Origin of the sequence: Caballeronia sp. LP006 (genome assembly GCF_031450995.1) — a bacterium.
In the GTDB taxonomy this organism is placed as follows: domain Bacteria; phylum Pseudomonadota; class Gammaproteobacteria; order Burkholderiales; family Burkholderiaceae; genus Caballeronia.
The window spans coordinates 436,563-458,672 of the sequence record NZ_JARTVW010000005.1 but is presented as its reverse complement, the minus strand read 5'-3'; the positions used below and the strand labels follow the sequence as shown (position 1 = coordinate 458,672).

Below are 22,110 nucleotides of genomic sequence, written 5' to 3'. Positions count from 1 at the left end.
CGTGGTACTTACGGTTTCGGAGTGATAGCGTCGCGCTACCTACCCCTCAAACATCAATATTCCCCGCCCGCAACGCGTTACTCTCGATAAACGCGCGTCTCGGCTCCACATCGTCGCCCATGAGCGTCGTGAAAATGCCGTCGGCCGCAATCGCGTCCTCGATCTGGACGCGCAGCAAACGCCGCACGGCCGGGTCCATCGTCGTTTCCCAAAGCTGTCCGGGATTCATCTCGCCCAAGCCCTTGTAACGCTGCTTGCTGACGTTGCGTTCCGCATCCGCGATCAGCCACTTCATCGCGCTCTTGAAGTCCAGCACGGCCATCGAGCGCTCGCCGCGCTTGATCAACGCGCCTTGGCCAATCAAGCCCTTGAAGGTATCGGCAGTGGAAACGAGTTGCTTGTAGTCGGCGGTCAATTGAAGATCTTCATCGAACACCGAAACCTTCACGTTGCCATGGTGACGCCGCTTGATATGCAACGAACGCAGCTCGCGAACCTGATCGTATGCCGCCTCGACCGTCACTTCCGGCTTCAACGGGTCCGAACGCAACTTCGTTTCGAGCGCCTTCGCCGATGCCTCCGCCGCTTCCTGCGTCGACAAATCGATGACCGTGCCATCCATCACCGCTTCGAGCGAGGCGGCATCGTAAATACGGCTGATACGATCGATCACCGCCTGGGCCAGCAAATACGCACGCGCGAGTTCGCCCAAGGCATCGCCCGAAATCGGGTCCGCGCCTTCGCTCGGCACCAGTTCAGAACCCTGCAGCGCGAGCTTCAGCATATGTTGGTTGAGCTCGTGCGCGTCCTTCATATACCGCTCGTCCTTGCCCGCCTTGATCTTGTAAAGCGGCGGCTGCGCGATATAGATGTACCCGCGCTCCACGATCTCCGGCATCTGCCGATAGAAAAACGTCAGCAGAAGCGTGCGGATGTGGGCGCCGTCCACGTCCGCGTCGGTCATGATGATGATGCGGTGATAGCGCAGCTTGTCCAGGTTGTAATCATCCTTGCCGATGCCGCAACCCAGCGCCGTCACGAGCGTCACGATCTGCTCGGATGAAATCAGCTTGTCGAAGCGCGCCTTCTCAACGTTCAGCACCTTGCCGCGCAACGGCAGGATTGCCTGGAACTTCCGGTCGCGCCCTTGCTTGGCCGAGCCGCCCGCCGAATCACCCTCGACGATATAAATTTCCGACTTCGCCGGGTCCTTCTCCTGGCAATCCGCGAGCTTGCCCGGCAAGCCGACGCCGTCGAGCACGCCCTTTCGCCGCGTCATCTCGCGCGCCTTGCGAGCGGCATCGCGTGCACGCGCGGCATCGACGATCTTGCCCGTGATGATCTTCGCGTCGATCGGCGTCTCTTGCAGATAATCTTCCAGCGCCTTCGCGACGATTTCCTCGACCGGCGCGCGCACTTCCGACGACACCAGCTTGTCCTTCGTCTGCGAACTGAACTTCGGCTCAGGCACCTTCACCGACAGCACGCACGACAAGCCTTCGCGCATGTCGTCGCCGCTCGTCTCGACCTTCGCTTTCTTCGCGATGTCGTGGTCGGCGATGTACTTGTTCATCACGCGCGTCATCGCGGCGCGTAAGCCTGTCAGGTGAGTGCCGCCGTCGCGCTGCGGAATGTTGTTGGTGAAGCAGAGCACGCTTTCGTTGTAGCTGTCGTTCCACTGCATGGCCACTTCGACGGTGACGTTTTCACGCTCGCCCGTTGCATGGAACACGTTCGGATGCAGCACCTGCTTCTGCTTGTTGATGTATTCGACAAAGCCCTTCACGCCGCCCGCAAAAGCGAAGTCGTCTTCCTTGCCGGTGCGCAAGTCGGTCAGGCGAATGCGCACGCCGTTGTTCAGGAACGAAAGCTCGCGCATGCGCTTGGCGAGAATGTCGTAGTGGAATTCGACATTGCCGAAGATGGTCGCGTCCGCCAAAAAGTGCACTTCGGTGCCGCGATTTTCGGTGTCGCCGACTACCGGCATGGGCGAATACTGCACGCCGTTCTCTTCGATAAGCTCCCGGTTCTGCACCACGCCGCGCGCGAACTCCATGAAGTGTTTCTTGCCGTCGCGGCGCACGGTGAGGCGCAGCCATTCGGACAGCGCGTTCACGCACGACACGCCCACGCCGTGCAGGCCACCCGACACCTTGTAGCTGTTCTGGTCGAACTTGCCGCCCGCGTGGAGTTCGGTCATCACGATCTCGGCGGCGCTGCGCTTCGGGTCGTGCTTGTCGTCGCGTTTCAGGCCGGTAGGCACGCCACGGCCGTTGTCCGTCACCGAAATGGAGTTGTCCGCGTGAATGGTCACGTGGATGTCGTCGCAATAGCCGGCCAGCGCTTCGTCGATGGAGTTGTCCAGCACTTCGAAAACGAGGTGATGCAAACCGGTGCCATCCGACGTATCGCCGATATACATTCCCGGGCGCTTGCGCACGGCCTCCAGACCTTCGAGGATCTGAATGGACGATGCGCCGTAGCTGTTGTCGGGTTGCGAATTTGTGTTTTCAGTCATGGAATTTTCCGGTTCTGCGTCGCTGCTTCGGTTACTGCTCGAAACTTTTCAAAACACCTTAAAAACGCCAAAGGGGCGAGCCGCCCCTTGGTGTGTTCGTGGTACCTGAACGCGTCAGATGCGCATCGGCATCACGACATACTTGAATTCCTCGTTTTCCGGAATTGTGATGAGCGCGCTGGAGTTGGCGTCGCCAAGGCTCACTTGCAGCGTGTCGACCTTCAGATTCGCAAGCACGTCGAGCAGATACGTGACGTTGAAACCGATGTCGACGGTATCGCCCTGATACGCGATTTCCAGTTCTTCCTGCGCTTCTTCCTGGTCGGCGTTGGTCGACATGATCTTGAGCTGACCCGGCTCGACCAGACACCGCACGCCCTTGAACTTGTCCGACGTGAGAATGGCCGCGCGCTGCAGGGAGCGCTGCAGTTCTTCGCGACCGATTTCGAACGTGTTCTTGTGCGCCTTGGGAATCACGCGCTGGAAGTCGGGGAACTTGCCTTCGACGAGCTTCGACACGAGTTCGACCTGGCCAAAACTGAACTTCACCTGCGTCGCGGCGATGTCGATCTTGAGCGTGTCGTCGATGTCTTCCAGCAGACGCTGCAATTCGAGGATGGTCTTGCGCGGGATGATGACTTCCTGACGCGGGAACGTGCCGCCGTCGATCTTCATGGACGAGAACGCGAGACGGTGACCGTCCGTTGCGACGGCCATCAACTGGTCGCCATCTACCACGAGCAACATGCCGTTCAGGTAATAGCGAATGTCTTGCTGGGCCATGGCGAAATACACCATGCCGAGCAACTGGCGAAACGTTTTCTGCGGAACCGAAAGGCTCGCGCCGAAGTCTGTAGCCTGATTGACGGTAGGAAACTCGTCCGCGGCGAGCGTCTGCAGCGCGAAGCGGCTCTTGCCGGAGCGCACGGTCAGGCGCTTGTCGGACAAGTCGAGCGCAACCTCACCCGGCGGCATGGCGCGCAAAATGTCGAGCAACTTGCGCGCGGCGACCGTGGTGGCGATCTGGTCGCTGCCAACGCCGAAATCGGCGCGGGTGGTGATCTGGAGTTCGAGATCCGTCGAGAGGAACGACACATCGGCGCCGTTCTTGGTGATCAGCAGATTGGCGAGGATCGGCAAGGTATGGCGGCGTTCTACGATACCGCTCACGGTTTGCAGCGGCCTTAGAAGATTGTCTCGTTCGGTCTTGACCAGTTGCATAGAGTTCCTTCGTTGATGTGACGGCCTGTCCGCCGGTTTTGCCACCACTGGTTTTGTCACCAGCGGTTGGTTCGCCGCGCTCGCCGGACAACCTCGTAACACGCGTTGCCGGCCCCCCGCCGGTCACTCGCGAATGCTTGACGCCAGCCGCCCAGGCCACGGACAGCTAAACCTATATTGTGCCTTAAAACGGAACCGCCCCCGAAAATTGGGGGCGTTTTTACCAATAAACAGGTCCGGTGGCGCAATAATCGACGCGTTCGCGCCGGCTCAACCCTTCAGCGTTTGTTCGAGCACGTGAAGTTCGTGATTGAGCTGCGCATCCGTGCCGCGTTCGGCCGCGATCTTGCGCACGGCGTGCAGCACGGTGGTGTGATCGCGACCGCCAAAAAGCTCGCCGATCTCGGGCAGACTCTTCTGCGTCAGTTCCTTCGCCAGATACATCGCGATCTGGCGCGGGCGCGCGATATTGGCCGGCCGCTTCTTCGAATACATGTCGGCGACCTTGATGCTGTAGAAATCCGCGACGGTCTTCTGAATGTTCTCCACCGAGATCTGGCGGTTCTGCACCGTCAACAAATCCTTGAGCGCTTCCTTGGTCAGCTCGATGGTGATGTCGCGGCCGTGGAACTTCGAATAAGCGAGGATCTTGCGCAGCGCGCCTTCGAGTTCACGCACGTTCGAGCGCAGATGCTTCGCGACGAAGAACGCGACGTCTTCGGACAGACTCACGCCTTCGGACTGCGCCTTTCTCATCAGAATGGCGACGCGCATTTCCAGCTCGGGCGGCTCGATGGCGACCGTCAAACCGGAATCGAAGCGCGAGATCAGACGGTCGTCGATACCGGAGATTTCCTTGGGATACGTGTCGCTCGTGATGATGACTTGCGCCTTGTTCGCGACCAGCGCCTCGAACGCGTAGAAGAACTCTTCCTGCGTACGCGACTTGCCCGAGAAGAACTGAATATCGTCGATCAACAAAAGATCGAGCGAATGGTAGTAACGCTTGAAGTCGTCGAACGCCTTGCGCTGATACGCCTTCACCACGTCGGAAACGTACTGCTCCGCGTGAATGTAGCGGATGCGCGCGCCCGCCTTGTCCATCAGCAACTGATTGCCGATAGCGTGGATCAGATGCGTCTTGCCCAGGCCCACGCCTCCGTAAAGAAAGAGCGGGTTGTACGAAATGCCGGGATTGTCGGCGACCTGAATGGCCGCCGCGCGCGCGAGCTGATTCGCCTTACCGGTGACGAAATTGTCGAAGGTCAGCACGGGGTTGAGCTTCGAACGTTCGTAAGCGGAATCGGTTTCACCGCCGGCCGATGGGTTGCCGCCCGGACGCCACGTGCGCCGGCCAGCGGCGGCTTCGTTGGCGTCGAGGCTCGGCAAGTCGAGATCGGCTTGTTCGTCCTGCATGGCCTGAGCTTGCTGGGCGGCTTCCGCCGCCAGCGCGTTCACGTGCGCGGCAGCGTTCGCGTGCGCGACGACCGAAGGCGCTTGCGGTGCGGCGGCCGGCGCGGGCGGACGCGGCGCGCCGTCGGCGACACCCGCGCCGGCCGCCGGCCGCGGCGCGGCGTTCGGCGCCTGACCGATGGCGCTGCGCGCGGTCGCTTTCGGGTCGAGTACGAACTGGACGTCGATCGTCGCGCTGAAGTATTCGCGCGCCATATCGGCAATGCGTCCCGAGAACTGGCTCTTCACCCAGTCGAGCTTGAAGCGATTGGGAGCGGCTATGCGCAAGGTGCTCGCGTCGGCATCGAAGTCGACCGGGGCCAGCGGCTTGATCCACGTGACGTACTGCTGCGGCGTGAGTTCACGCTCCAGCAATGCCGAACAGTGTTCCCAGAAATCGTTCATCGAATGCGGTCGTTTTATGGTTGGCTCCGCGCTCCTGACGGCCGTGCTTGCCGGATGCGCTCAAGCGCCTCGGCAAGTCCCGGCACAGCCATGCAGGCATGCTCCGGAGGCTTACGCCGCAAGGGTTTGCGGGCGAACGGCGGGCCGAAGCAGTAGGCGGATATTTGGGAGTAAGGCGAGATTCTAACGCCAAACGGGACCGGCGCGCGAGTTATCCACAGGGTCAAATCAGCGCGTCCGACAAGCTGGAAATGAACATGATGCGAGCATGGCGAGCTTCACTATTACGCTAACCTATTGACGGTCAATAGGAAAACGGTTTAAATAGCGGGTTCCGCGAAAACAGAATTCCTGAACCTCCGGTCGTTGCGCCCGTTGTGCCTCTCGTGCCTGCGGTTATCCACAGTCGGAACACGGTGGCGCCAAAGCCCGCGCGGTCGATCAATACTCAAGTGAGAGCATCATGAAACGTACTTACCAACCTTCCGTGACGCGCCGCAAGCGCACCCATGGCTTCCGCGTTCGCATGAAGACCGCTGGCGGCCGCAAGGTCATCAACGCTCGCCGTGCGAAGGGTCGCAAGCGCCTGGCAATCTAAGGCTTTCCGGTGGCTGGTCGCGCACGTGTGGTACAGGCCGTATCTGTCCTGAAGCCGGGCGCGCATCACGAACCGGCAGGCTGCTTTAGCGCCGCACAGAAGTCTTGAAACAGGACATCGTTCAGTTGCCGGCGCAGGCCGCGTTCCCCAAGGCCGCAAGGCTACTGAAAACGGATGAGTTCTCATCCGTTTTTCGTTTGCGCCCGTGGCGACGTTCGCCGCATTTCGTGCTGTACGGGAAACCGACTGGGCAGGAGGCGCGTCTCGGCCTCGTGATCGGCAAGAAGCAAGCGCCGCGTGCAGTCACGCGCAACTTGATCAAGCGGCACGCGCGTGACGCGTTTCGGTTGCGTCGCGAAGCGTTGAGCGGTTTCGATATCCTCGTGCGCTTGCACGCGAAAATCGACCGCAAGGCCATGCCGAGCGCCAGTTCGCCGCCGCTCGGCGCGCTCGTGCGAGGCGAACTGGAAGCATTGCTGGACCGTGCCGTGCGCGAAGTCGCGCGCCGTGCGGCTGAAACCGTGGCGGCGCCGCCTGGCGTGCCCGCCGTAGACGACACCTCCGGCCCTTCCGGGTCATGAAGCGCAGTCTGCGTCTCGAATCGCCGGTCACGGCGAACGGGGCGCGCGGCGCGAAGCTTATGCAAACGGCACTAATCGCGTTGTTGCGCTTCTACAAGGTTGCTGTGAGCCCGCTGCTCGGCAGCCGGTGCCGTTTTTATCCCTCCTGTTCCGACTACGCGCGCGAGGCAATCCAGTATCATGGCGCCGCGCATGGCACGTATCTCGCCGCCAAAAGGCTTTGCCGCTGCCATCCGTTTTCGGCGGGCGGCGTCGATCTCGTGCCGCAGCCTTCCGATTCGCGATCAGATTCCACGCGGGTTTCCGAGCCGGCCGCGGAATTCGCTCAAGAAAAGCATTCACCACTAAACGGCGCTGATGCGCTTACCGATCGACACTGAGACAACGCATGGATATCAAACGCACCGTCCTATGGGTCATCTTCTTCGTGTCAGTTGTCATGCTGTTCGACAACTGGCAGCGCGACCATGGGCGCCCGTCGATGTTCTTCCCGAGCGCGACGCAGCCGGCCAAGACCGCCAGCAACCCCGCACCGGGCACGGCCGCATCGGGCGCACAGCCTTCCGAATTGCCCAACTCGCCGGCCGGTACCGCCGCGCCGGGTTCGACGACGCCGCCCGCCACGGCGGCCGCGCAACTCGTCAAGTTCACGACGGACGTGTATTCCGGTGAGATCGACACGCGCGGCGGCACGCTTTCGAAGCTCTCGCTCGTGAAGGAAGGCGACGGCAAGCAGCCTGACCTTTACATCACCCTCTTCGATCACACGCCGACCCACACGTATCTCGCGCGCACGGGCCTGCTCGGCGGCGACTTCCCGAACCACAACGACATCTTCACGGCGGTCCCGGGCCAGACGTCCTTGTCGGGCGACGCCAAAACGCTGACGCTCGCGTTCGAATCGCCGGTGAAGGGTGGCGTGAAGGTCGTAAAGACCTACACGTTCACGCGTGGCAGCTACGTGATCAACGTCGATACGAAAATCGAGAACGTCGGTAGCGCGCCGGTCACGCCGAAGCTCTACATGGAACTCGTGCGCGACAACACGCCGGTGGAGACGCCGCGCTTCTCGCATACGTTCATCGGGCCGGCGGTCTACACGGACCAGCATCACTTCCAGAAGATCGACTTCAGCGATATCGACAAGAACAAGGCTACGTTCGCGCCTTCCGCCGACAACGGCTGGATTGCGATGGTGCAGCATTACTTCGCGTCGGCGTGGATTCCGCAGCAGGGCGCGAAGCGTGACATCTATGTGCAGAAGATCGATCCGGATTTGTATCGCGTGGGTGTGCAGCAGGCCGTGCAGACCATTGCGCCGGGACAGACCGCGACCGTCGATGCGCGTCTTTTCGCGGGTCCCGAAGAAGAGCGCATGCTGGAAGGTATCGCGCCGGGGCTTGAGCTCGTGAAGGATTACGGCATGGTGACGATCATCGCCAAGCCGCTTTTCTGGCTGCTCGAAAAGATCCACAGCTATGTCGGCAACTGGGGCTGGGCGATCGTGCTGCTTACGCTGCTCATCAAGGCTGTGTTCTTCCCGCTGTCGGCGGCGAGCTATAAGTCGATGGCGCGCATGAAGGAAATCACGCCGCGCATGCAACAGATTCGCGAGCGCTTCAAGAGCGATCCGCAGAAGATGAACGCGTCGCTGATGGAGCTTTACAAGACCGAGAAGGTGAATCCATTCGGCGGCTGTCTGCCGGTCGTGGTGCAGATTCCGGTGTTTATCTCGCTGTACTGGGTGCTGCTGTCGTCGGTGGAAATGCGCGGTGCACCGTGGATCGGCTGGATTCACGATCTGTCGCAACAAGACCCGTACTTCATCTTGCCGGTGCTGATGGCTGTATCGATGTTCCTGCAGACCAAGCTGAACCCGACGCCGCCGGACCCGGTTCAAGCCAAGATGATGATGTTCATGCCGATCGCGTTTTCGGTCATGTTCTTCTTCTTCCCGGCCGGTCTCGTGCTGTATTACGTGGTGAATAACGTGCTGTCGATCGCGCAGCAGTATTACATCACGCGCATGATGGGACAGCGGAAGAAGAAGGCGGCTTGAGGTTTCTTTAGGTTTGGATGTGGAAGTGGATTTGAAAACGCCCGGCATGCCGGGCGTTTTTGTTTGGTTCGACAGGCGGCTCATGAACTTAATATTTGAGCTCGTCCTCGAATTTGTCGACTTCGACCAGTAGTTGATGGATCATTGATCTGATATTGCGAAGCTTCGAGCGACGATCTTCATTTAACGCGCCTTGACCATACGAGACCGCTGGTTCATTTGCATAATTGTTCACGTAGCTGGAGGAGGAATCGCTTACTCCGAACTTCAACCAATTAACAGAACGGTTCAGCGCCTTCGACAGCATTTGTAAATGCTTTGGCCTGGGCATGTGTATGGCATCGAGCCAGTTTTTCACGGTTGTCGATGATACTTGTTCCGCGATGGGAACGTGGGCATCCAATAGGCGCCGGACATGTCTCGGATTCTCAAAATCAATAGCAGTCTCGGCGGGCCAATGCGCCTTTTTGGAAAGTCGCACGCTCTCTTCAACCAGAGCGTCGCGAAACCGCCTTGCGAAGGCGAGCTTTACAGGATCGGTAACCATGGCGGCAGTGTCCGCGACATTGTTCAAGACGTGGTCAAGGTAAAACTTTTATAACTCAAGTTTTAACGGGCAGCTGATTGTCGGGAAGGCAGAAAACCTTGCGGGACAAGCGTTTAGCGACAATGGCCGGTACAGGCTAGATTTAGCCATCTCGATTGAAACATTCTGTCGCGCTGACGAATTCGAACGTTTACCGCTTCGCCGCCCCATAAAACTGCTGCACGAGTTCCTCGACCAGATACCGATGATGCGGCGACAACGCCTCGATCTTCGACACAAGCTCGAGCGTTTCCCCGGACGCCGGGTATTGCTCATCCCGTACGAGCGGCTTAGGCGTCCCCTGAGCGATACCGCCCGGCGACGGTCCATAGTGCAGCCAGTGCAACTCCACTTTGAACCATTCGGCCAATACTTCCAGCTTGTCGATGGTCGGAATCGAACGCCCAGTGAGCCACTTGTGCGCCGTTTGAGGGGAAACCGCTTCGCCGTGGTAACGAAGACTGAATTTTTTCGCGAGATCGGTCGCGCCGCGCAGCTTCTCAGGTGCGCGGGTCATCGAGAACTTAAGCCGCTCGGAGAAATCGGCTTTTTCTTGTGGTGTAGGCATAGTGCAATTGTGCGAGGCAACCGTTGCCTATGCGTCAACCAATCACGTTAGAAGTGGCGGAAATATTCGTCGTTTTATCTTGCATAAGCGTTACCGATCACTGCCAAAAGGCAATCAAGCTTCGCTCTCAGACCTCCGTCAGTGCTGCCTAAGCCACGAATTTGTTGTAGAAAACGGCGTGAGTTGCATGCGTTCGTCCGTATCTCAAATGAGATACGTCAAGAATTTTCCTAACGGGCGGGATGCCGGCAGCTAAGCGTCTCAGCGCGATACAATCCCCGCACCCGAAATCCCTGCTTTCCTCACATGCTCAGCAACGACTCCGATCCGATTGTCGCCATCGCCACCGCGCCCGGACGCGGCGGGATTGGCGTCGTGCGGCTGTCGTTCGGACGCGCGGGTGAGCGCGCCGCGCACCTCGCGATGTTCGCGCTGTGCGGCCAATCGTTGAACGCGCGCCACGCTAGCTACGTGCCGTTTCTCGACGGCAACGGCGAGGCGCTCGATCGCGGCATCGCGCTCTACTTTCCCGCGCCGCACTCATACAGCGGCGAATACGTGCTCGAATTGCAGGGTCACGGCGGGCCGATCGTGCTTCAACTCGTGCTGCAACGCGCGCTCGACGTCGGACGCGAGTTCGGCCTGAGACTTGCCGAGCCCGGTGAATTCACGCGACGCGCGTTTCTCAACGACAAGCTCGATCTCGCACAGGCCGAAGCCGTCGCCGATCTGATCGAGGCCAGCACGGAAGCCGCCGCGCGCTCCGCGGGCCGCTCGCTCGAAGGCGCGTTTTCGCGCGAAATCCACGCGCTCGTCGAAGACGTCATCAATTTGCGGATGCTGGTTGAAGCGACTCTGGACTTCCCCGAGGAAGAGATCGACTTCCTGGAAGCAGCGGACGCGCACGGCAAGCTCGCGCGCATTCGCGAGCGCTTGAACACCGTCCTCGCCGATGCACGGCAGGGCGCCTTGCTGCGGGAAGGCTTATCGGTCGTGCTGGCGGGGCAGCCGAACGTGGGCAAGTCGTCGCTGCTGAACGCGCTGGCCGGCGCGGAGCTCGCTATCGTCACGCCGATTGCCGGCACCACGCGCGACAAGGTCGCTCAGACCATTCAGGTGGAAGGCATACCGCTGCATATCATCGATACGGCGGGGCTGCGCGACACCGAAGACGAAGTCGAGCGAATTGGTATCGAGCGGACTTGGGGCGAGATCGAGCGCGCCGACGTCGTGTTGCATTTGCTCGACGCCCGAAACGGGATGACGAGCGAAGACGACGCGATCGCCGCGCGTTTCCCCGATGGCGCGCCGGTCGTGCGCGTGCTGAACAAAACGGACCTGGCGGGCGCACCAGCCGCAAGCCGCGACGCGAACGGCGGCGCGCGCCAAGTCAATCTCTCGGCGAAAACGGGCGAAGGCATCGCGCTCTTGCGAGAAATGCTGCTCAAGATTGCCGGATGGCAGGCAGGCGCGGAGAGCGTGTATTTGGCGCGCGAACGGCATCTCATCGCGTTGCGGGCGGCGCGCGAACATCTGGCGCTGGCGGCCGCCCACGCCGATCAGAACTCACAGGCGCTTGATTTATTCGCTGAAGAGCTGCGCCTCGCTCAAGAAAATCTCAATGCAATCACGGGTGAGTTCACTTCCGATGATCTACTGGGCGTGATTTTCAGCCGGTTTTGCATCGGAAAGTAACTCAAGCGAGTTTCGGTTTCCCTATCTCCCGCAACTCGGCGCTCAGTTTGTCGCTTTCCTCCGGCCTTCCATGAAACGCGGCCGGCGTGTTCTGGAACAGCTCGACGCGATACACCCCGTCGCACATCGACAGAACCATGGTCTGAATCGCGTTCAGACTCGGATCGAGCGCCGCCGTGCCGCGTGGGCACATGCCTGCAACCGCACGCAAAAGCAAAGTGTGCCCGCTCGCCATGCGTCTGACTTCCCGCACCTTGGCCACGAAAAGCGGCGTCGGATGCTGCGCGAAAATCGGTTGCAGATGCGCTTCGATGCACGCGCGGCCATCGATCGTGCTGCCGTCGAATCCGACCAGACTGCCGCGCTCGGCGAAACGCGCGGCCATTGCTGCCGCGTCTTGACGATTCCAGTCATCGAGCAAGCCGAAAAATACGCGGCGCGCGCTAGTCGCCCAATCAGCAAAGGCGGTCTGAGTCATGTCGCCCTCTTCCATGCAGCCGCGAAGACGCCGGCGCCCATGAGCAGCGCGCCGCCGGTCCGATTCACCGCGCGCTGCACGGAGGGCTTGCGAATTGCCCGACGCGCGCTCGATGCGAGCAACGCGTAAAAGAACGCGTTAGCCGCCGCCAGCCCGACGAAGGTTGCCTCGAATAGCGCGATCTGCGAGACGCTTGCCGCGTGGGGATCGATGAACTGCGGCAGAAACGCGACGAAGAAGATGATGCTCTTCGGGTTGAGCGTGGTTACCGCGTAGGCGTGAGCCAGGATGCGGCCGGTGCGCAGATCGTCGCCGGCCTTGACTGCGTCCGTGTCGATCACCGGCGCGCGCCACAACTTGATGCCCAGGTAAAACAGATACGCCGCGCCCACCCACTTGACCACCATGAACAGTTCCGCCGATGCCGCCAGCAAAACGCCGAGACCGAGCATGGAAGCCGTCATCGACGTGAGGTCGCCGAGCGCCACGCCGAGCGTCGTCGCGAGCGCGTACTTGCGCCCGTGCCCGAGCGCGTAGGACACGACCAGCAATACGGTCGGGCCAGGGATTGCAACAAGAATGGCCGATGCGATAGCGAACGGCAGCCACTGAGCAAGCGTCATGGGATATCTCCTGATTTCGTTGGGATCGATTTATCCATGAACGGCGGCGCGGCGCAATAGGCCGGAAGGCTAGCTAGACATCTCGGCGAAGAATCGATTGCTTGGAAGGTTGGAAAGCGCTCTTGGTCGGGTAATGCGCCGCACAAGAATCGTGTTGAGATAAATCGCTACCATTGGCAAGTAATAACCGCTTCAATTTCCTCCAAATAGAGTTTTTTAATGCCTTTCATATCAATACGCTGCGTTCTGACGAACTAACGCAAGCGTGCGACATTCCGGCTTGTTGCAATCGCACACAACTTGTGCTTGCAAACTTTCAAACGTCAATTAGCATGGCTTTTGCATTTAGCGGCTTTTAAATACATAGCTAATTTCGAGACGAATTCGTTTGGAGGCTACTCAATGAAGAAGCGCGCCAGTTTTCTCGTTGCAATGGTAGGGACGTTCGCTATCGCTTGCGCTGCGCAGGCCCAGGACAGCGCGGTTCAAGCCCAACAGACATTCACATTTCGGCCTAACTCATATGGTTGCCTGTCCAAGGACAAATTCGATTCGGCCGATGAGCATGCGAAAGCTGGCGAGCATCAAAAAATGCAGCAATATTTCGAAGGCTTCGAATGCGTTTCGACGCCGGTCGATTCGCACTTTCGCGTATTGCGCGTAGTCGGACACGACATCGAATTCGTCAATGCGTCGAATAGCGATACGCAGGGAATGTGGACTGCCGACCGGTTTATCGAGCAGAAAGGGCTTTGAGTAATTACGAATGACGGTGGCCTATGCGCATCGAATGAATGCGCGTAGGTAAATCATTGCCGTTGAAAATGGTGCCATCTTCCGTGGCGGCGAACGCTCGCTGCGCGCATCTTATTCTTCCAATTTGTTCCTGAATCACCGCACAATGTCGGTCGCGTGAGCGTCGGCGTGCAGTGTCTTGGTATTTGTTCGCCGCCTCTTCTACTTTCCTTGCCGGTTTTCGACCGGCCTTTTGGTGTTGCATGGCCCTCAAATCGACAATCTACAAGGCGGACCTTCAGATCGCCGACATGGACCGCCACTATTACGGCGACCATTCCCTGACCATCGCGCGTCATCCTTCCGAGACCGACGAACGGATGATGGTGCGCGTCGCCGCTTTTGGCCTATTCGCGAGCGAACGACTGGAGTTTTGCAAAGGACTATCCGACACCGATGAACCCGATCTCTGGCAAAAGGACCTTACTGGTCAGATTGAGACGTGGATCGAGATCGGCCAACCGGATGAGCGGCGTATCGCGAAAGCGAGCGGTCGCGCGGACCGCATGGTGGTTATCGCGTATGCGGGCAGGACGAGCGATATCTGGTGGCAAGGTGTGAAGGGCAAGGTCGAGCGTCTGCAAAACGTGACGGTGTGGTCGCTTGAGGAGGGCGTCGGCGAGGCGCTTAGCAAGCTGGCCGAACGGACGATGCGGCTGCAGATGACGGTGCAGGATGGTGAGGCGTCGTTGGGAAGCGCGACGGTGGATCCGGTGATGATTCGGAAGGGGGTGTTTAAGGGGGCGGCGGTTTAATGTCGATGCGGGCGGGTTGAACGACGCGCAGTTTACGTGTGGGATGTCATCAATGCGAAAAGGCTCAGCCGAATGGCTGAGCCTTTTGATTTTTCGTGGTGGAGAGGAGGAGGATCGAACTCCCGACCTTCGCATTGCGAACGCGACGCTCTCCCAGCTGAGCTACCCCCCCAACGAAGTAAAAGTGTATCACAAGCATCTCGACGAAACGCAAGCCCGAGCCGCCACCAGCTTACTTCTGCGGCGCTCCCGCCAGCACCCACGCGACCACGGTCTTGATGTCCGCATCGTTCATCGAAGGATGCGAAGGCATCGGTATCGATCCCCACACGCCCGCGCCACCCTTCTTCACTTTCGCTTCAAGCTTCGCGCTGGCGGATGCATCGCCCTTGTATTTGTCCGCCACTTGTTGAAACGACGGCCCAACGAGTTTGCGATCCACCGCGTGACATCCCATGCACGCATTGCTGCGCGCAATCGCCATCGCATTGGCGGCGGATATAGGCTGATCCGCCGCATGAACCAACGCCGACACACTCAAAAGCAAACCAGCCACGACACAACCACGCAGTCGCATCATCACTTACCCACTGGCGCCGGAGCCGCACTTCCCGGATGAACATCCGAATTCTTGACGGGCGCGGGCGTCTGCTGATCCAGCGGACGCGATGTCACCGATGAATCCGGCACCGTTCCAACCGTGGCCTCAGGCGCCGGGGCACTCGCCGCCGAGACGCCGCTCGCATCGGATGCCGCCGCCGCCTCCAGCGCCTTGGCTTCTTCCGGCTTGATGTACTGGAACACCTTCACCACTTGTTCGACGCCCGGCACGCGCGCGGCGACATCCGCGCCATGCGCGCCTTCATCCGGCGTGACGAGGCCCATCAAATACACAATGCTCCGCTCGCACACGACCTTGTAGTAGTTCGCGCGCAAGTCCTTCTCACCGACCATCGCGGTCTTCACGCGGCCTTCGAGGTACGAGTCGTTGGCGCGCGAGGAAATAGAACTCGCGCCCTGCACCGACAGTTCATTGACGATGCTGCCCACGTTGTTGATGTCGTGCACGACAGACTCGGCCTTCTGCTTCGAGGCATCGTCGGGTACTTCGCCCGTCAAGAGCACGCGCCGGTTGAACACGGTGACATTGACATGCGCCGTGTCGGGCACGCTCTCGTTGATCCGCGATAGCGCCTTCACCTGGATCTCGCGATCTTCGGTCTGCGCGCCGAGCGTGCGGCGATCGGTGGCGATCAAGGTGCCGCCGCCCATCGCACCGACCACCGCGAGCGCACAGCCCTGCAGTGTCAACGCAACACCCGACAACATGCTCACCACCAACGTGGCGTTAGCCAGCGTCGCCTTCACGCGTGTCTTGTTCATCAACTCGTTTTCCCCTTTGTGTTCAGTCGTCGCCCAGCAGCATCGCGTCGATGCCGTCGCTCAGGCAGTGAATGGTCAACAGATGGACTTCCTGAATACGCGCCGTCCGCTCGGAAGGCACGCAGATATGTATGTCGGTGTCGATGAGCACTTCGGATATCACGCCGCCGCCCTTGCCCGTTAGCGCAATCACGATCATCTCGCGTTCGTGCGCTTCCTGAATCGCCGCGAGCACGTTTACCGAGTTGCCCGACGTGCTGATGGCAAGCAGGACATCGCCCGCATGTCCCAACGCACGAACCTGCTGCGAGAAGATCTGTTCGAAGGCGTAGTCGTTGCCGACTGCCGTGAGTATCGATGTATCGGTCGTCAGCGCAATGGCCGGCAATGCGGGACGCTCGCGCTCGAAGCGGCCGATGAGTTGCGCGGCAAAACGTTGCGCGTCGGCGGCCGAACCGCCGTTGCCGCATGTGAGAATCTTGGAGCCGTTGGCGAGCGCGCTGAACAGCGTGTCGACTGCCGCCGCGATCGGGACCGCCAGCACATCGAGTGCTTCGAGCGTGAGCGCCGCGCTGTCGCGGAATTGCTGTTGAATGCGTTCGACTGACATCGACTCTCGATTATCGGCCGCGGCGGCGGCGGTTGTTGCGTGTGAATGCTGCGCAGTTTACCGCATGCATGCCGCGGCACACCTCAACATCAAGTGCCGTCGGCACGAAATGCATCCGTCACCCAGCGAATGCGTCCCGCATCGAAGGCGATCACGTCGAAGCGGCACGCGGGCAACGCGCCGCGCCACTTCGTCAGATAAAACTGCGCGGCGCGCACGATCCTCTCGCGCTTTCTGGCATCGACGCTCGCGGCGGCATCCGCGAACCGGCGGCTCGCGCGCGCCCTGACTTCGACGAACACGAGCGCGCCGCGTTCATCGGACATGACGAGATCGATCTCGCCGCCACGGCAACGCACGTTGCGCGCGACGAGCTTCATGCGCTGCCTTTGCAGGTACTCGAGCGCGCGCGCTTCGAAAACATCGCCGAGCGATTTGGACACAGGCACTCCTCAAAAGTTGTCGAGCGTTGAGCGCTTGCACGCGTGGCAAAATGGCAGTCTTTCCTTCGACGCCCGCGCTCATGCTTCAGATCTCCGAATTAGCCGACGGGCAGCACTATCCGACGGGCGCGCTCTATGTGGTCGCCACGCCGATCGGCAATACGGCGGACATCACGGTGCGCGCGCTGCACGTGCTCGATCTCGTCGATCGCATCGCCGCCGAAGACACGCGCAACACCTCGCAACTGCTCGCGCGCTACGGCATCTCGAAGCCGTCGATCGCCGTGCACGAACATAACGAACGCAGCGCCGCCGAACGCGTGATCGAGCATCTGAAGAACGGCGAGCGCATCGCGTGCGTGTCGGACGCGGGCACGCCCGGCATTTCGGACCCAGGCGCACGTCTCGTCGATGCCGTGCGCGACGCGGGCTTTCCCGTCATCCCCTTGCCGGGCGCAAGCGCGCTCACCACTGCGTTGAGCGCGGCCGGTGCGTGGGTCAGCGGCTTCTCGTTCATCGGCTTCCTGCCGTCGAAACCCAAACAACGCGCCGCGCAACTGCGCACGTTGAGCAAGCATTCAATGGCGCTCGTGTTTTACGAGGCGCCGCATCGCATCGTGGAAACAGTCCGCGCGCTTGGTGAAGCGCTCGGCGGCGGGCGGCAAATGCTGATTGCACGCGAATTGACGAAGTTACACGAGAGCCTTCATCGCTGCACCCTGGCCGAAGGGCCAACGTGGCTCGAAGCAGATGCCAACCGGCAACGCGGAGAATTCGTGCTTGTAGTGCAGGGCGCACCGGAGGAAGAAGCATCGGACGACGTCAACGACGAGCTGCTCACCACGCTGCTCGAAGAGTTGTCGGTGAAGAGCGCGGCGCGCATCGCCGCAACGCTCTCGGGCGCATCGCGCAACGTCTTGTACGAGCGCGCGTTGATACTCAGCAAACGCTCGGAAGAATGAAAAAAGGCCGTCGCGATGACGGCCTTTTCATGGATCAGACGCAGGTTCAGTTCACGCCGTCATCCGCCAGCGACTGCGATTGCTCGCGCGCCGCCCGCGCTTCCTGCTGCGTCAGTCCTTCGATCTTCACCTTTTGCGTGCCGCTGCTGCTCATGTCCAGCGCCGATGCAGCCGCGTACGAAAGATCGATCACGCGGCCACGCACGTAAGGTCCGCGATCGTTGATCTTAACCACCACCGTCTTGTGATTCGCTTCGTTCGTCACGCGCACCCATGATGCCAGCGGCAGCGTGCGATGAGCGGCGGTCATCGCATTCATGTTGAATTTCTCGCCGCTCGCCGTCTTGCGGCCGTGGAACAGGCGACCGTACCAGGAAGCCTTGCCCTGTTGCTCGAATTCGCCGACGTTCGGACCGCTGGTAATCGGCTGCGCGTTGGCTAGCGACTCGCCCTGTGCTTGCTTCGGAGCAGGCACGGAGCTCAGGTTGTTGTCGAAAGCGAGGGGTGCGGTGGAGCGGGCACTCGTCGTGCTAGCGGTAGCTGTTGTCTGAGGATTGGACGCGATGTCGCCCGAGCCCGGCGCGGCGCAGCCAGCCAGTACTGCGACGGCTAGCAAGCTACCGACATGTCGAAGATATCGAGCATTCATAGGCGTGTCTTCCTTGTTTGTAGAGCGGCCGCGCCGCGCTCAAAGCGCGCGCAAGACTGCTCGAAAGGCAAGCCGCGCAAAGCAGGACGCCGTTCGAACCAGCGAACGGCGAACTGATGCTCGGATGCGGCGTACTCTTGCCGCAAAGCCCGGTTATTGTTCACGTCTGGCGCAGCCTGTCCCCGGCAGCCTGACCAGACCCCACGTGCCGCCATCGAACGTGACAACGGTTCGCGCGCTATGAGACGTTGTTTCAGCGCAGGAACGGCGGCGTAGGCCCCATCCGGTGCGACGGCAGCTAAGGCCGTCTGACAGACGCGCGGCGCCTGACCGGACAAGACGTGTGCACCAAATGACGGTGCTTGAGTTGCAGTTACGAGGCTTTCAGCCCCCAACAGCGTACTGATAACAATTGTAAAAACGCACTAGCGTTCAGACTTTTGTCCATTGACGGCATGGTCAAAGCCATGCACAAGTGTCGTCATTATACAAAAAAACGGGGGTCCGGCTCCTCCGACTGCATATTTCGTCATTGATTTTCGCTATGACCGTAAGAATTGCAGCTCTGGAAGCGGCCTCCGGGCCTTTATGGAGGCTGACGCGAGCGTGATCCGGCACCGGTACAATGCACCTTTTTACACGCGACTTCGTCCCGGTGAGAGTCTTATGAAAGTCATTCTTGTGCCCGTGACGCCGTTCCAGCAAAACTGCACCATCGTAATCTGCGAGACGACGCAGCGCGCCGCCGTGGTCGACCCCGGCGGCGACATCGAGCGCATCATTGCCGAGGTCGAGCGGCAAGGCGCAAAGGTCGAAAAAGTGCTGCTGACGCACGGTCATCTGGATCACTGCGGCGGCGCGAAGGCACTCGCGGAACACTACGGCGTCACCATAGAAGGACCGCATCGGGAAGACGCGTTCTGGATCGATCAGTTACCCGCGCAATCCAAGCGCTTCGGTTTTTCGGATGCCGAAGCCTTCACGCCCGAGCGATGGCTCGAAGACGGCGACACCGTGCAGTTTGGCGAGGAAAGCATGGAAGTCTATTTTTGCCCCGGTCATACGCCCGGACACGTGGTGTTCTTCAGTCGCGAGCATCGGCTGGCGCTCGTCGGCGATGTGCTGTTTGCCGGCTCCATCGGTCGCACCGATTTTCCGCGCGGCAATCACGCCGAATTGATCCGCTCCATCCGCGAGAAGCTCTGGCCGCTCGGCGACGACGTGACCTTCGTGCCGGGCCACGGACCTGCATCGACACTTGGCGAGGAACGCCGCTCCAATCCCTATGTGGGCGACGGAGTCAGCGCATGAACGCCATTCCCGAAATCTATGTCAGCACGGATGTCGAAGCCGACGGTCCCATTCCCGGTCCGCACTCGATGCTGAGTTTCGCGTCGGCCGCGTTCACCGCGGACAAACAGCTCGTCAGCACGTTCTCGGCGAATCTGGAAACACTCGAAGGCGCGGCGCCGCATCCTGTTCAAGCGGCATGGTGGAAGACGCAGCCTGAGGCTTGGGCCGCGTGCCGTATCGATCAGCAAAAGCCCGAAGTCGCGCTCGTCAAGTACGTCGAATGGGTGGAGGCCCTGCCCGGCAAACCGGTGTTCGTGGCGTATCCAGCAGGCTTCGACTTCACCTATATGTTCTGGTACATGATGCGCTTCGCCGAACGCTGTCCTTTTTCGTGGTCCGCGCTTGACATCAAGACACTGGCTTTTGCGATAACGGGCTTGCCGTACCGGAAGGCGATCAAACCGCGTCTGCCCAAGCACTGGTTCGACGACCTGCCGCATACGCACGTCGCGCTCGATGACGCTATCGAGCAGGGCGCGCTCTTTTGCAACATGCTGGCGGAGCTTCGTGCCTCGCAGGCCGCCACGCAAGCCACTGCGGGCGAAACTGAAAGCATCGTCGAAGGTAAAAACGCGCCGACAGGCCAGTGAGTTAGGGAAACTACCTCAGTGCAGCCGCTTTGCATTGCGTTTCTTTTTCTGCGCCTCTAACATTAGGTCAGATCGCGACCGAATGGAGGCGCAGTTGACTCTAGATACATTCTCACAAAAAATCCTGCGTCTCCTGCAACTCGACGCGCGGCGGTCCGTTCAGGAAATTTCGGATCAGGTCGGGCTTTCGAGTACGCCCTGCTGGCGCCGTATCAAGGACATGGAGCAGTCCGGCGTCATCCAGCGTTACACCGCCCTCCTCGACCGGGAGAAGCTCGGCCTGCACGTCTGCGCGCTCGCGCATATTCATTTGACGCGGCACACCGAAGGCGGCGTTGAACAGTTCGAACGCGAGATCGCCACCTGTCCGGAAGTGACCGAGTGCTACAGCACCACGGGCGAATCCGACTACATTCTCAAGATCGTGGCGCCCGACATCAAGTCATACGACGCGTTCCTGCACGAGCGCATCTTCAAGATTCCGGCCGTGGCGCAGGTTCGCACGAGCGTCGTGCTGCGCGAAATCAAGTTCGATACGCAACTGCCACTCTGAACATCAAGGTCGAACGGGCGCGTCACGCGTGGTTCGAAGCGCATGGGTTACGCGTAACTCGTGCGCGCCAAGCTTTCGCTTGAGGGCATCGATATCGATTCGGGCAAGGCGCGCCGCCGCGTCTTCGCCTAATTGATCTGGCAAATGCGCTGGCAAAACAATATCGATATCGAACCCGCTGCTCAGGTAATGCAGATTCAATTCCTCTATTGGCAAGCTCTCTGCGCCGAAAGCGGCGCGCACGGCGTCCATTGCAGTGGACCGCAACGGGAAATTGCCGGGCAGCGGGTTGAGCGCGTCGCTTTCCGGATCAACGTGAATGAGCGCATCGATCACGCGCGGATCGGTCATTACGTGCGCACGCGCCGATTCGGCAATGAAATGCCCCTCCGAAACCGAAATACGCGGATCGACGAGAATATGCGCGTCGACGATTGCCAGGTCGCCCATTTTCCGAGTACGTAATTCGTGGACTTCACGCACACCGGGCGTGCTTAGCAAAATGGCGCGTAAATCGGCGGCGGCGGTTTGATCGAGCGCCCGGTCCGACAAATCCTGGAGCGCATCCCACGCGAAACTCCAGCCCATTTTGCCGACCATGAAACCGACCAGTGCGGCGGCAATCGGATCGAAAAATTTAAGTCCTGCGAGACTGCCGATAATTCCAAGCGCCACGACGAGTGACGAAGCGGCGTCCGAACGTGCATGCCAGGCGTTGGCCACGAGTAATGCCGAGCGCACGCGTTCTGCCGCGCGCAGCATATATCTGAACAAGGCTTCTTTCGATACGAGGACGATTAACGCAACCACCAGCGCGCTGGCGTGAACGGGAGGAATATCGTCCAGGTTTAGAACTCGCGTGCCGGCGCGCCATAACATTCCCGCACCGACTGCAATCAACAATCCGCCGAGGAATAACGACGCTACCGTTTCATAACGGCTATGACCATAGTTGTGATCGTGATCCGGCGCTGCCGCCGAACGATGGTTGGCAATCAGAACAATGAAATCGGAAACCAGATCGGATAGCGAATGGACGCCGTCCGCGAGCAGCGCTTGAGAATGGGCAATAAAACCCACCGTCAGTTGCGCCGTGCTTAAAACGCAGTTGAGCGCAATGCTGGTCCAGGTAGTCGTCCGCGCAACATCCTGCTTTTCCTTGGCACGAGCCGTCGAAAGCGACATGTAATTTGCCTTAAGCCAAACATGTATGTCGATAAATCTTAACGCCGT

Annotated in this window: 24 protein-coding genes and 1 tRNA gene; 11 read left to right on the top strand and 14 right to left on the bottom strand. The window is 60.1% G+C overall.

Annotated elements, in window-relative coordinates; all coding sequences use genetic code 11:
• Positions 1-46 precede the first annotated feature (46 nt).
• From gyrB to dnaA, 3 genes are all read right to left on the bottom strand, one after another.
• Complete coding sequence (gene gyrB, locus P9250_RS18825) at positions 47-2,518, bottom strand: DNA topoisomerase (ATP-hydrolyzing) subunit B (protein WP_244826712.1); 2,472 nt, start codon at positions 2,516-2,518, stop codon at positions 47-49.
• A gap of 114 nt (positions 2,519-2,632) precedes the next feature.
• The gene (gene dnaN, locus P9250_RS18820; protein WP_244826711.1) at positions 2,633-3,739 is read right to left on the bottom strand and encodes a DNA polymerase III subunit beta; all 1,107 of its coding nucleotides are present in this window, start codon (positions 3,737-3,739) and stop codon (positions 2,633-2,635) included.
• A 270-nt stretch (positions 3,740-4,009) separates the two neighbouring features.
• A complete protein-coding gene (gene dnaA, locus P9250_RS18815; RefSeq protein ID WP_244826710.1) occupies positions 4,010-5,596 on the bottom strand; it encodes a chromosomal replication initiator protein DnaA in 1,587 nt (528 codons plus the stop codon).
• A gap of 463 nt (positions 5,597-6,059) precedes the next feature.
• On the opposite strand from dnaA, the gene rpmH reads away from it, so the two are divergent.
• The 4 genes from rpmH (at position 6,060) to yidC (ending at position 8,834) form a co-directional block, all read left to right on the top strand.
• On the top strand, positions 6,060-6,194 hold the full coding sequence (gene rpmH / locus P9250_RS18810; protein WP_004198824.1) for a 50S ribosomal protein L34: 135 nt from the start codon (positions 6,060-6,062) through the stop codon (positions 6,192-6,194).
• 104 nt (positions 6,195-6,298) lie between these two features.
• On the top strand, positions 6,299-6,775 hold the full coding sequence (gene rnpA / locus P9250_RS18805; RefSeq protein WP_244826709.1) for a ribonuclease P protein component: 477 nt from the start codon (positions 6,299-6,301) through the stop codon (positions 6,773-6,775).
• Positions 6,776-6,834: 59 nt separating this feature from the next.
• Positions 6,835-7,155 (top strand): membrane protein insertion efficiency factor YidD, encoded by a 321-nt coding sequence (gene yidD, locus P9250_RS18800; RefSeq protein WP_244826708.1) that lies wholly within the window; start codon positions 6,835-6,837, stop codon positions 7,153-7,155.
• A gap of 8 nt (positions 7,156-7,163) precedes the next feature.
• The gene (gene yidC / locus P9250_RS18795; protein WP_250462440.1) at positions 7,164-8,834 is read left to right on the top strand and encodes a membrane protein insertase YidC; all 1,671 of its coding nucleotides are present in this window, start codon (positions 7,164-7,166) and stop codon (positions 8,832-8,834) included.
• An 88-nt stretch (positions 8,835-8,922) separates the two neighbouring features.
• Here yidC and P9250_RS18790 read toward each other — a convergent pair whose 3' ends face one another.
• Positions 8,923-9,381 carry a hypothetical protein gene (locus tag P9250_RS18790; RefSeq protein WP_310394541.1) on the bottom strand — a complete coding sequence of 153 codons (459 nt, stop codon included), beginning with the start codon at positions 9,379-9,381 and terminating at the stop codon, positions 8,923-8,925.
• A 190-nt stretch (positions 9,382-9,571) separates the two neighbouring features.
• Positions 9,572-9,988, bottom strand: a complete 417-nt coding sequence (locus tag P9250_RS18785; RefSeq protein WP_244826705.1) for a helix-turn-helix transcriptional regulator — start codon at positions 9,986-9,988, stop codon at positions 9,572-9,574.
• A gap of 306 nt (positions 9,989-10,294) precedes the next feature.
• Here P9250_RS18785 and mnmE point away from each other — a divergent pair, with 306 nt between their 5' ends.
• Positions 10,295-11,683 carry a tRNA uridine-5-carboxymethylaminomethyl(34) synthesis GTPase MnmE gene (gene mnmE, locus P9250_RS18780; RefSeq protein WP_310394539.1) on the top strand — a complete coding sequence of 463 codons (1,389 nt, stop codon included), beginning with the start codon at positions 10,295-10,297 and terminating at the stop codon, positions 11,681-11,683.
• A gap of 1 nt (position 11,684) precedes the next feature.
• Here mnmE and P9250_RS18775 read toward each other — a convergent pair whose 3' ends face one another.
• Both P9250_RS18775 and P9250_RS18770 read right to left on the bottom strand, forming a co-directional pair.
• The gene (locus P9250_RS18775; protein ID WP_310394537.1) at positions 11,685-12,161 is read right to left on the bottom strand and encodes an SgcJ/EcaC family oxidoreductase; all 477 of its coding nucleotides are present in this window, start codon (positions 12,159-12,161) and stop codon (positions 11,685-11,687) included.
• Positions 12,158-12,784: a LysE family translocator gene (locus P9250_RS18770; RefSeq protein WP_310394535.1), complete on the bottom strand. Its 627-nt coding sequence runs from the start codon at positions 12,782-12,784 to the stop codon at positions 12,158-12,160. The genes P9250_RS18775 and P9250_RS18770 overlap by 4 nt, the downstream gene beginning before the upstream one ends.
• A 402-nt stretch (positions 12,785-13,186) precedes the next feature.
• Here P9250_RS18770 and sap1 point away from each other — a divergent pair, with 402 nt between their 5' ends.
• Both sap1 and P9250_RS18760 read left to right on the top strand, forming a co-directional pair.
• Positions 13,187-13,540, top strand: a complete 354-nt coding sequence (gene sap1 / locus P9250_RS18765) for a surface attachment protein Sap1 (RefSeq protein ID WP_244826701.1) — start codon at positions 13,187-13,189, stop codon at positions 13,538-13,540.
• A 242-nt stretch (positions 13,541-13,782) separates the two neighbouring features.
• Positions 13,783-14,334: a YaeQ family protein gene (locus P9250_RS18760; protein WP_310394532.1), complete on the top strand. Its 552-nt coding sequence runs from the start codon at positions 13,783-13,785 to the stop codon at positions 14,332-14,334.
• Positions 14,335-14,430: 96 nt separating this feature from the next.
• Here P9250_RS18760 and P9250_RS18755 read toward each other — a convergent pair.
• From P9250_RS18755 to P9250_RS18735, 5 genes are all read right to left on the bottom strand, one after another.
• A tRNA-Ala gene (locus P9250_RS18755) sits at positions 14,431-14,506 on the bottom strand.
• A 60-nt stretch (positions 14,507-14,566) separates the two neighbouring features.
• Positions 14,567-14,911, bottom strand: coding sequence for a c-type cytochrome (locus P9250_RS18750; protein WP_309964189.1), 345 nt, complete (start codon positions 14,909-14,911; stop codon positions 14,567-14,569).
• Positions 14,912-14,913: 2 nt separating this feature from the next.
• Positions 14,914-15,717: a BON domain-containing protein gene (locus tag P9250_RS18745; protein WP_244826698.1), complete on the bottom strand. Its 804-nt coding sequence runs from the start codon at positions 15,715-15,717 to the stop codon at positions 14,914-14,916.
• 22 nt (positions 15,718-15,739) lie between these two features.
• Entirely contained in the window at positions 15,740-16,327 is a 588-nt protein-coding gene (locus tag P9250_RS18740; protein ID WP_244826697.1) for a phosphoheptose isomerase, read from the bottom strand.
• 89 nt (positions 16,328-16,416) lie between these two features.
• Positions 16,417-16,776 carry a YraN family protein gene (locus tag P9250_RS18735; protein WP_244826696.1) on the bottom strand — a complete coding sequence of 120 codons (360 nt, stop codon included), beginning with the start codon at positions 16,774-16,776 and terminating at the stop codon, positions 16,417-16,419.
• 74 nt (positions 16,777-16,850) lie between these two features.
• Here P9250_RS18735 and rsmI point away from each other — a divergent pair, with 74 nt between their 5' ends.
• Positions 16,851-17,732 (top strand): 16S rRNA (cytidine(1402)-2'-O)-methyltransferase, encoded by an 882-nt coding sequence (rsmI, locus tag P9250_RS18730; protein ID WP_310396800.1) that lies wholly within the window; start codon positions 16,851-16,853, stop codon positions 17,730-17,732.
• A 46-nt stretch (positions 17,733-17,778) separates the two neighbouring features.
• On the opposite strand, the gene P9250_RS18725 is transcribed toward rsmI, so the two are convergent.
• A complete protein-coding gene (locus P9250_RS18725) occupies positions 17,779-18,381 on the bottom strand; it encodes a septal ring lytic transglycosylase RlpA family protein (RefSeq protein WP_250492881.1) in 603 nt (200 codons plus the stop codon).
• 666 nt (positions 18,382-19,047) lie between these two features.
• On the opposite strand from P9250_RS18725, the gene P9250_RS18720 reads away from it, so the two are divergent.
• The 3 genes from P9250_RS18720 (at position 19,048) to P9250_RS18710 (ending at position 20,877) form a co-directional block, all read left to right on the top strand.
• A complete protein-coding gene (locus P9250_RS18720) occupies positions 19,048-19,692 on the top strand; it encodes an MBL fold metallo-hydrolase (RefSeq protein WP_250492880.1) in 645 nt (214 codons plus the stop codon).
• Entirely contained in the window at positions 19,689-20,324 is a 636-nt protein-coding gene (locus tag P9250_RS18715) for an exonuclease (RefSeq protein ID WP_310394528.1), read from the top strand. The genes P9250_RS18720 and P9250_RS18715 overlap by 4 nt, the downstream gene beginning before the upstream one ends.
• An 82-nt stretch (positions 20,325-20,406) precedes the next feature.
• On the top strand, positions 20,407-20,877 hold the full coding sequence (locus P9250_RS18710; protein ID WP_244826692.1) for an Lrp/AsnC family transcriptional regulator: 471 nt from the start codon (positions 20,407-20,409) through the stop codon (positions 20,875-20,877).
• Positions 20,878-20,880: 3 nt separating this feature from the next.
• On the opposite strand, the gene P9250_RS18705 is transcribed toward P9250_RS18710, so the two are convergent.
• Positions 20,881-22,062 (bottom strand): cation diffusion facilitator family transporter, encoded by a 1,182-nt coding sequence (locus P9250_RS18705; RefSeq protein WP_310394526.1) that lies wholly within the window; start codon positions 22,060-22,062, stop codon positions 20,881-20,883.
• Positions 22,063-22,110 lie beyond the last annotated feature (48 nt).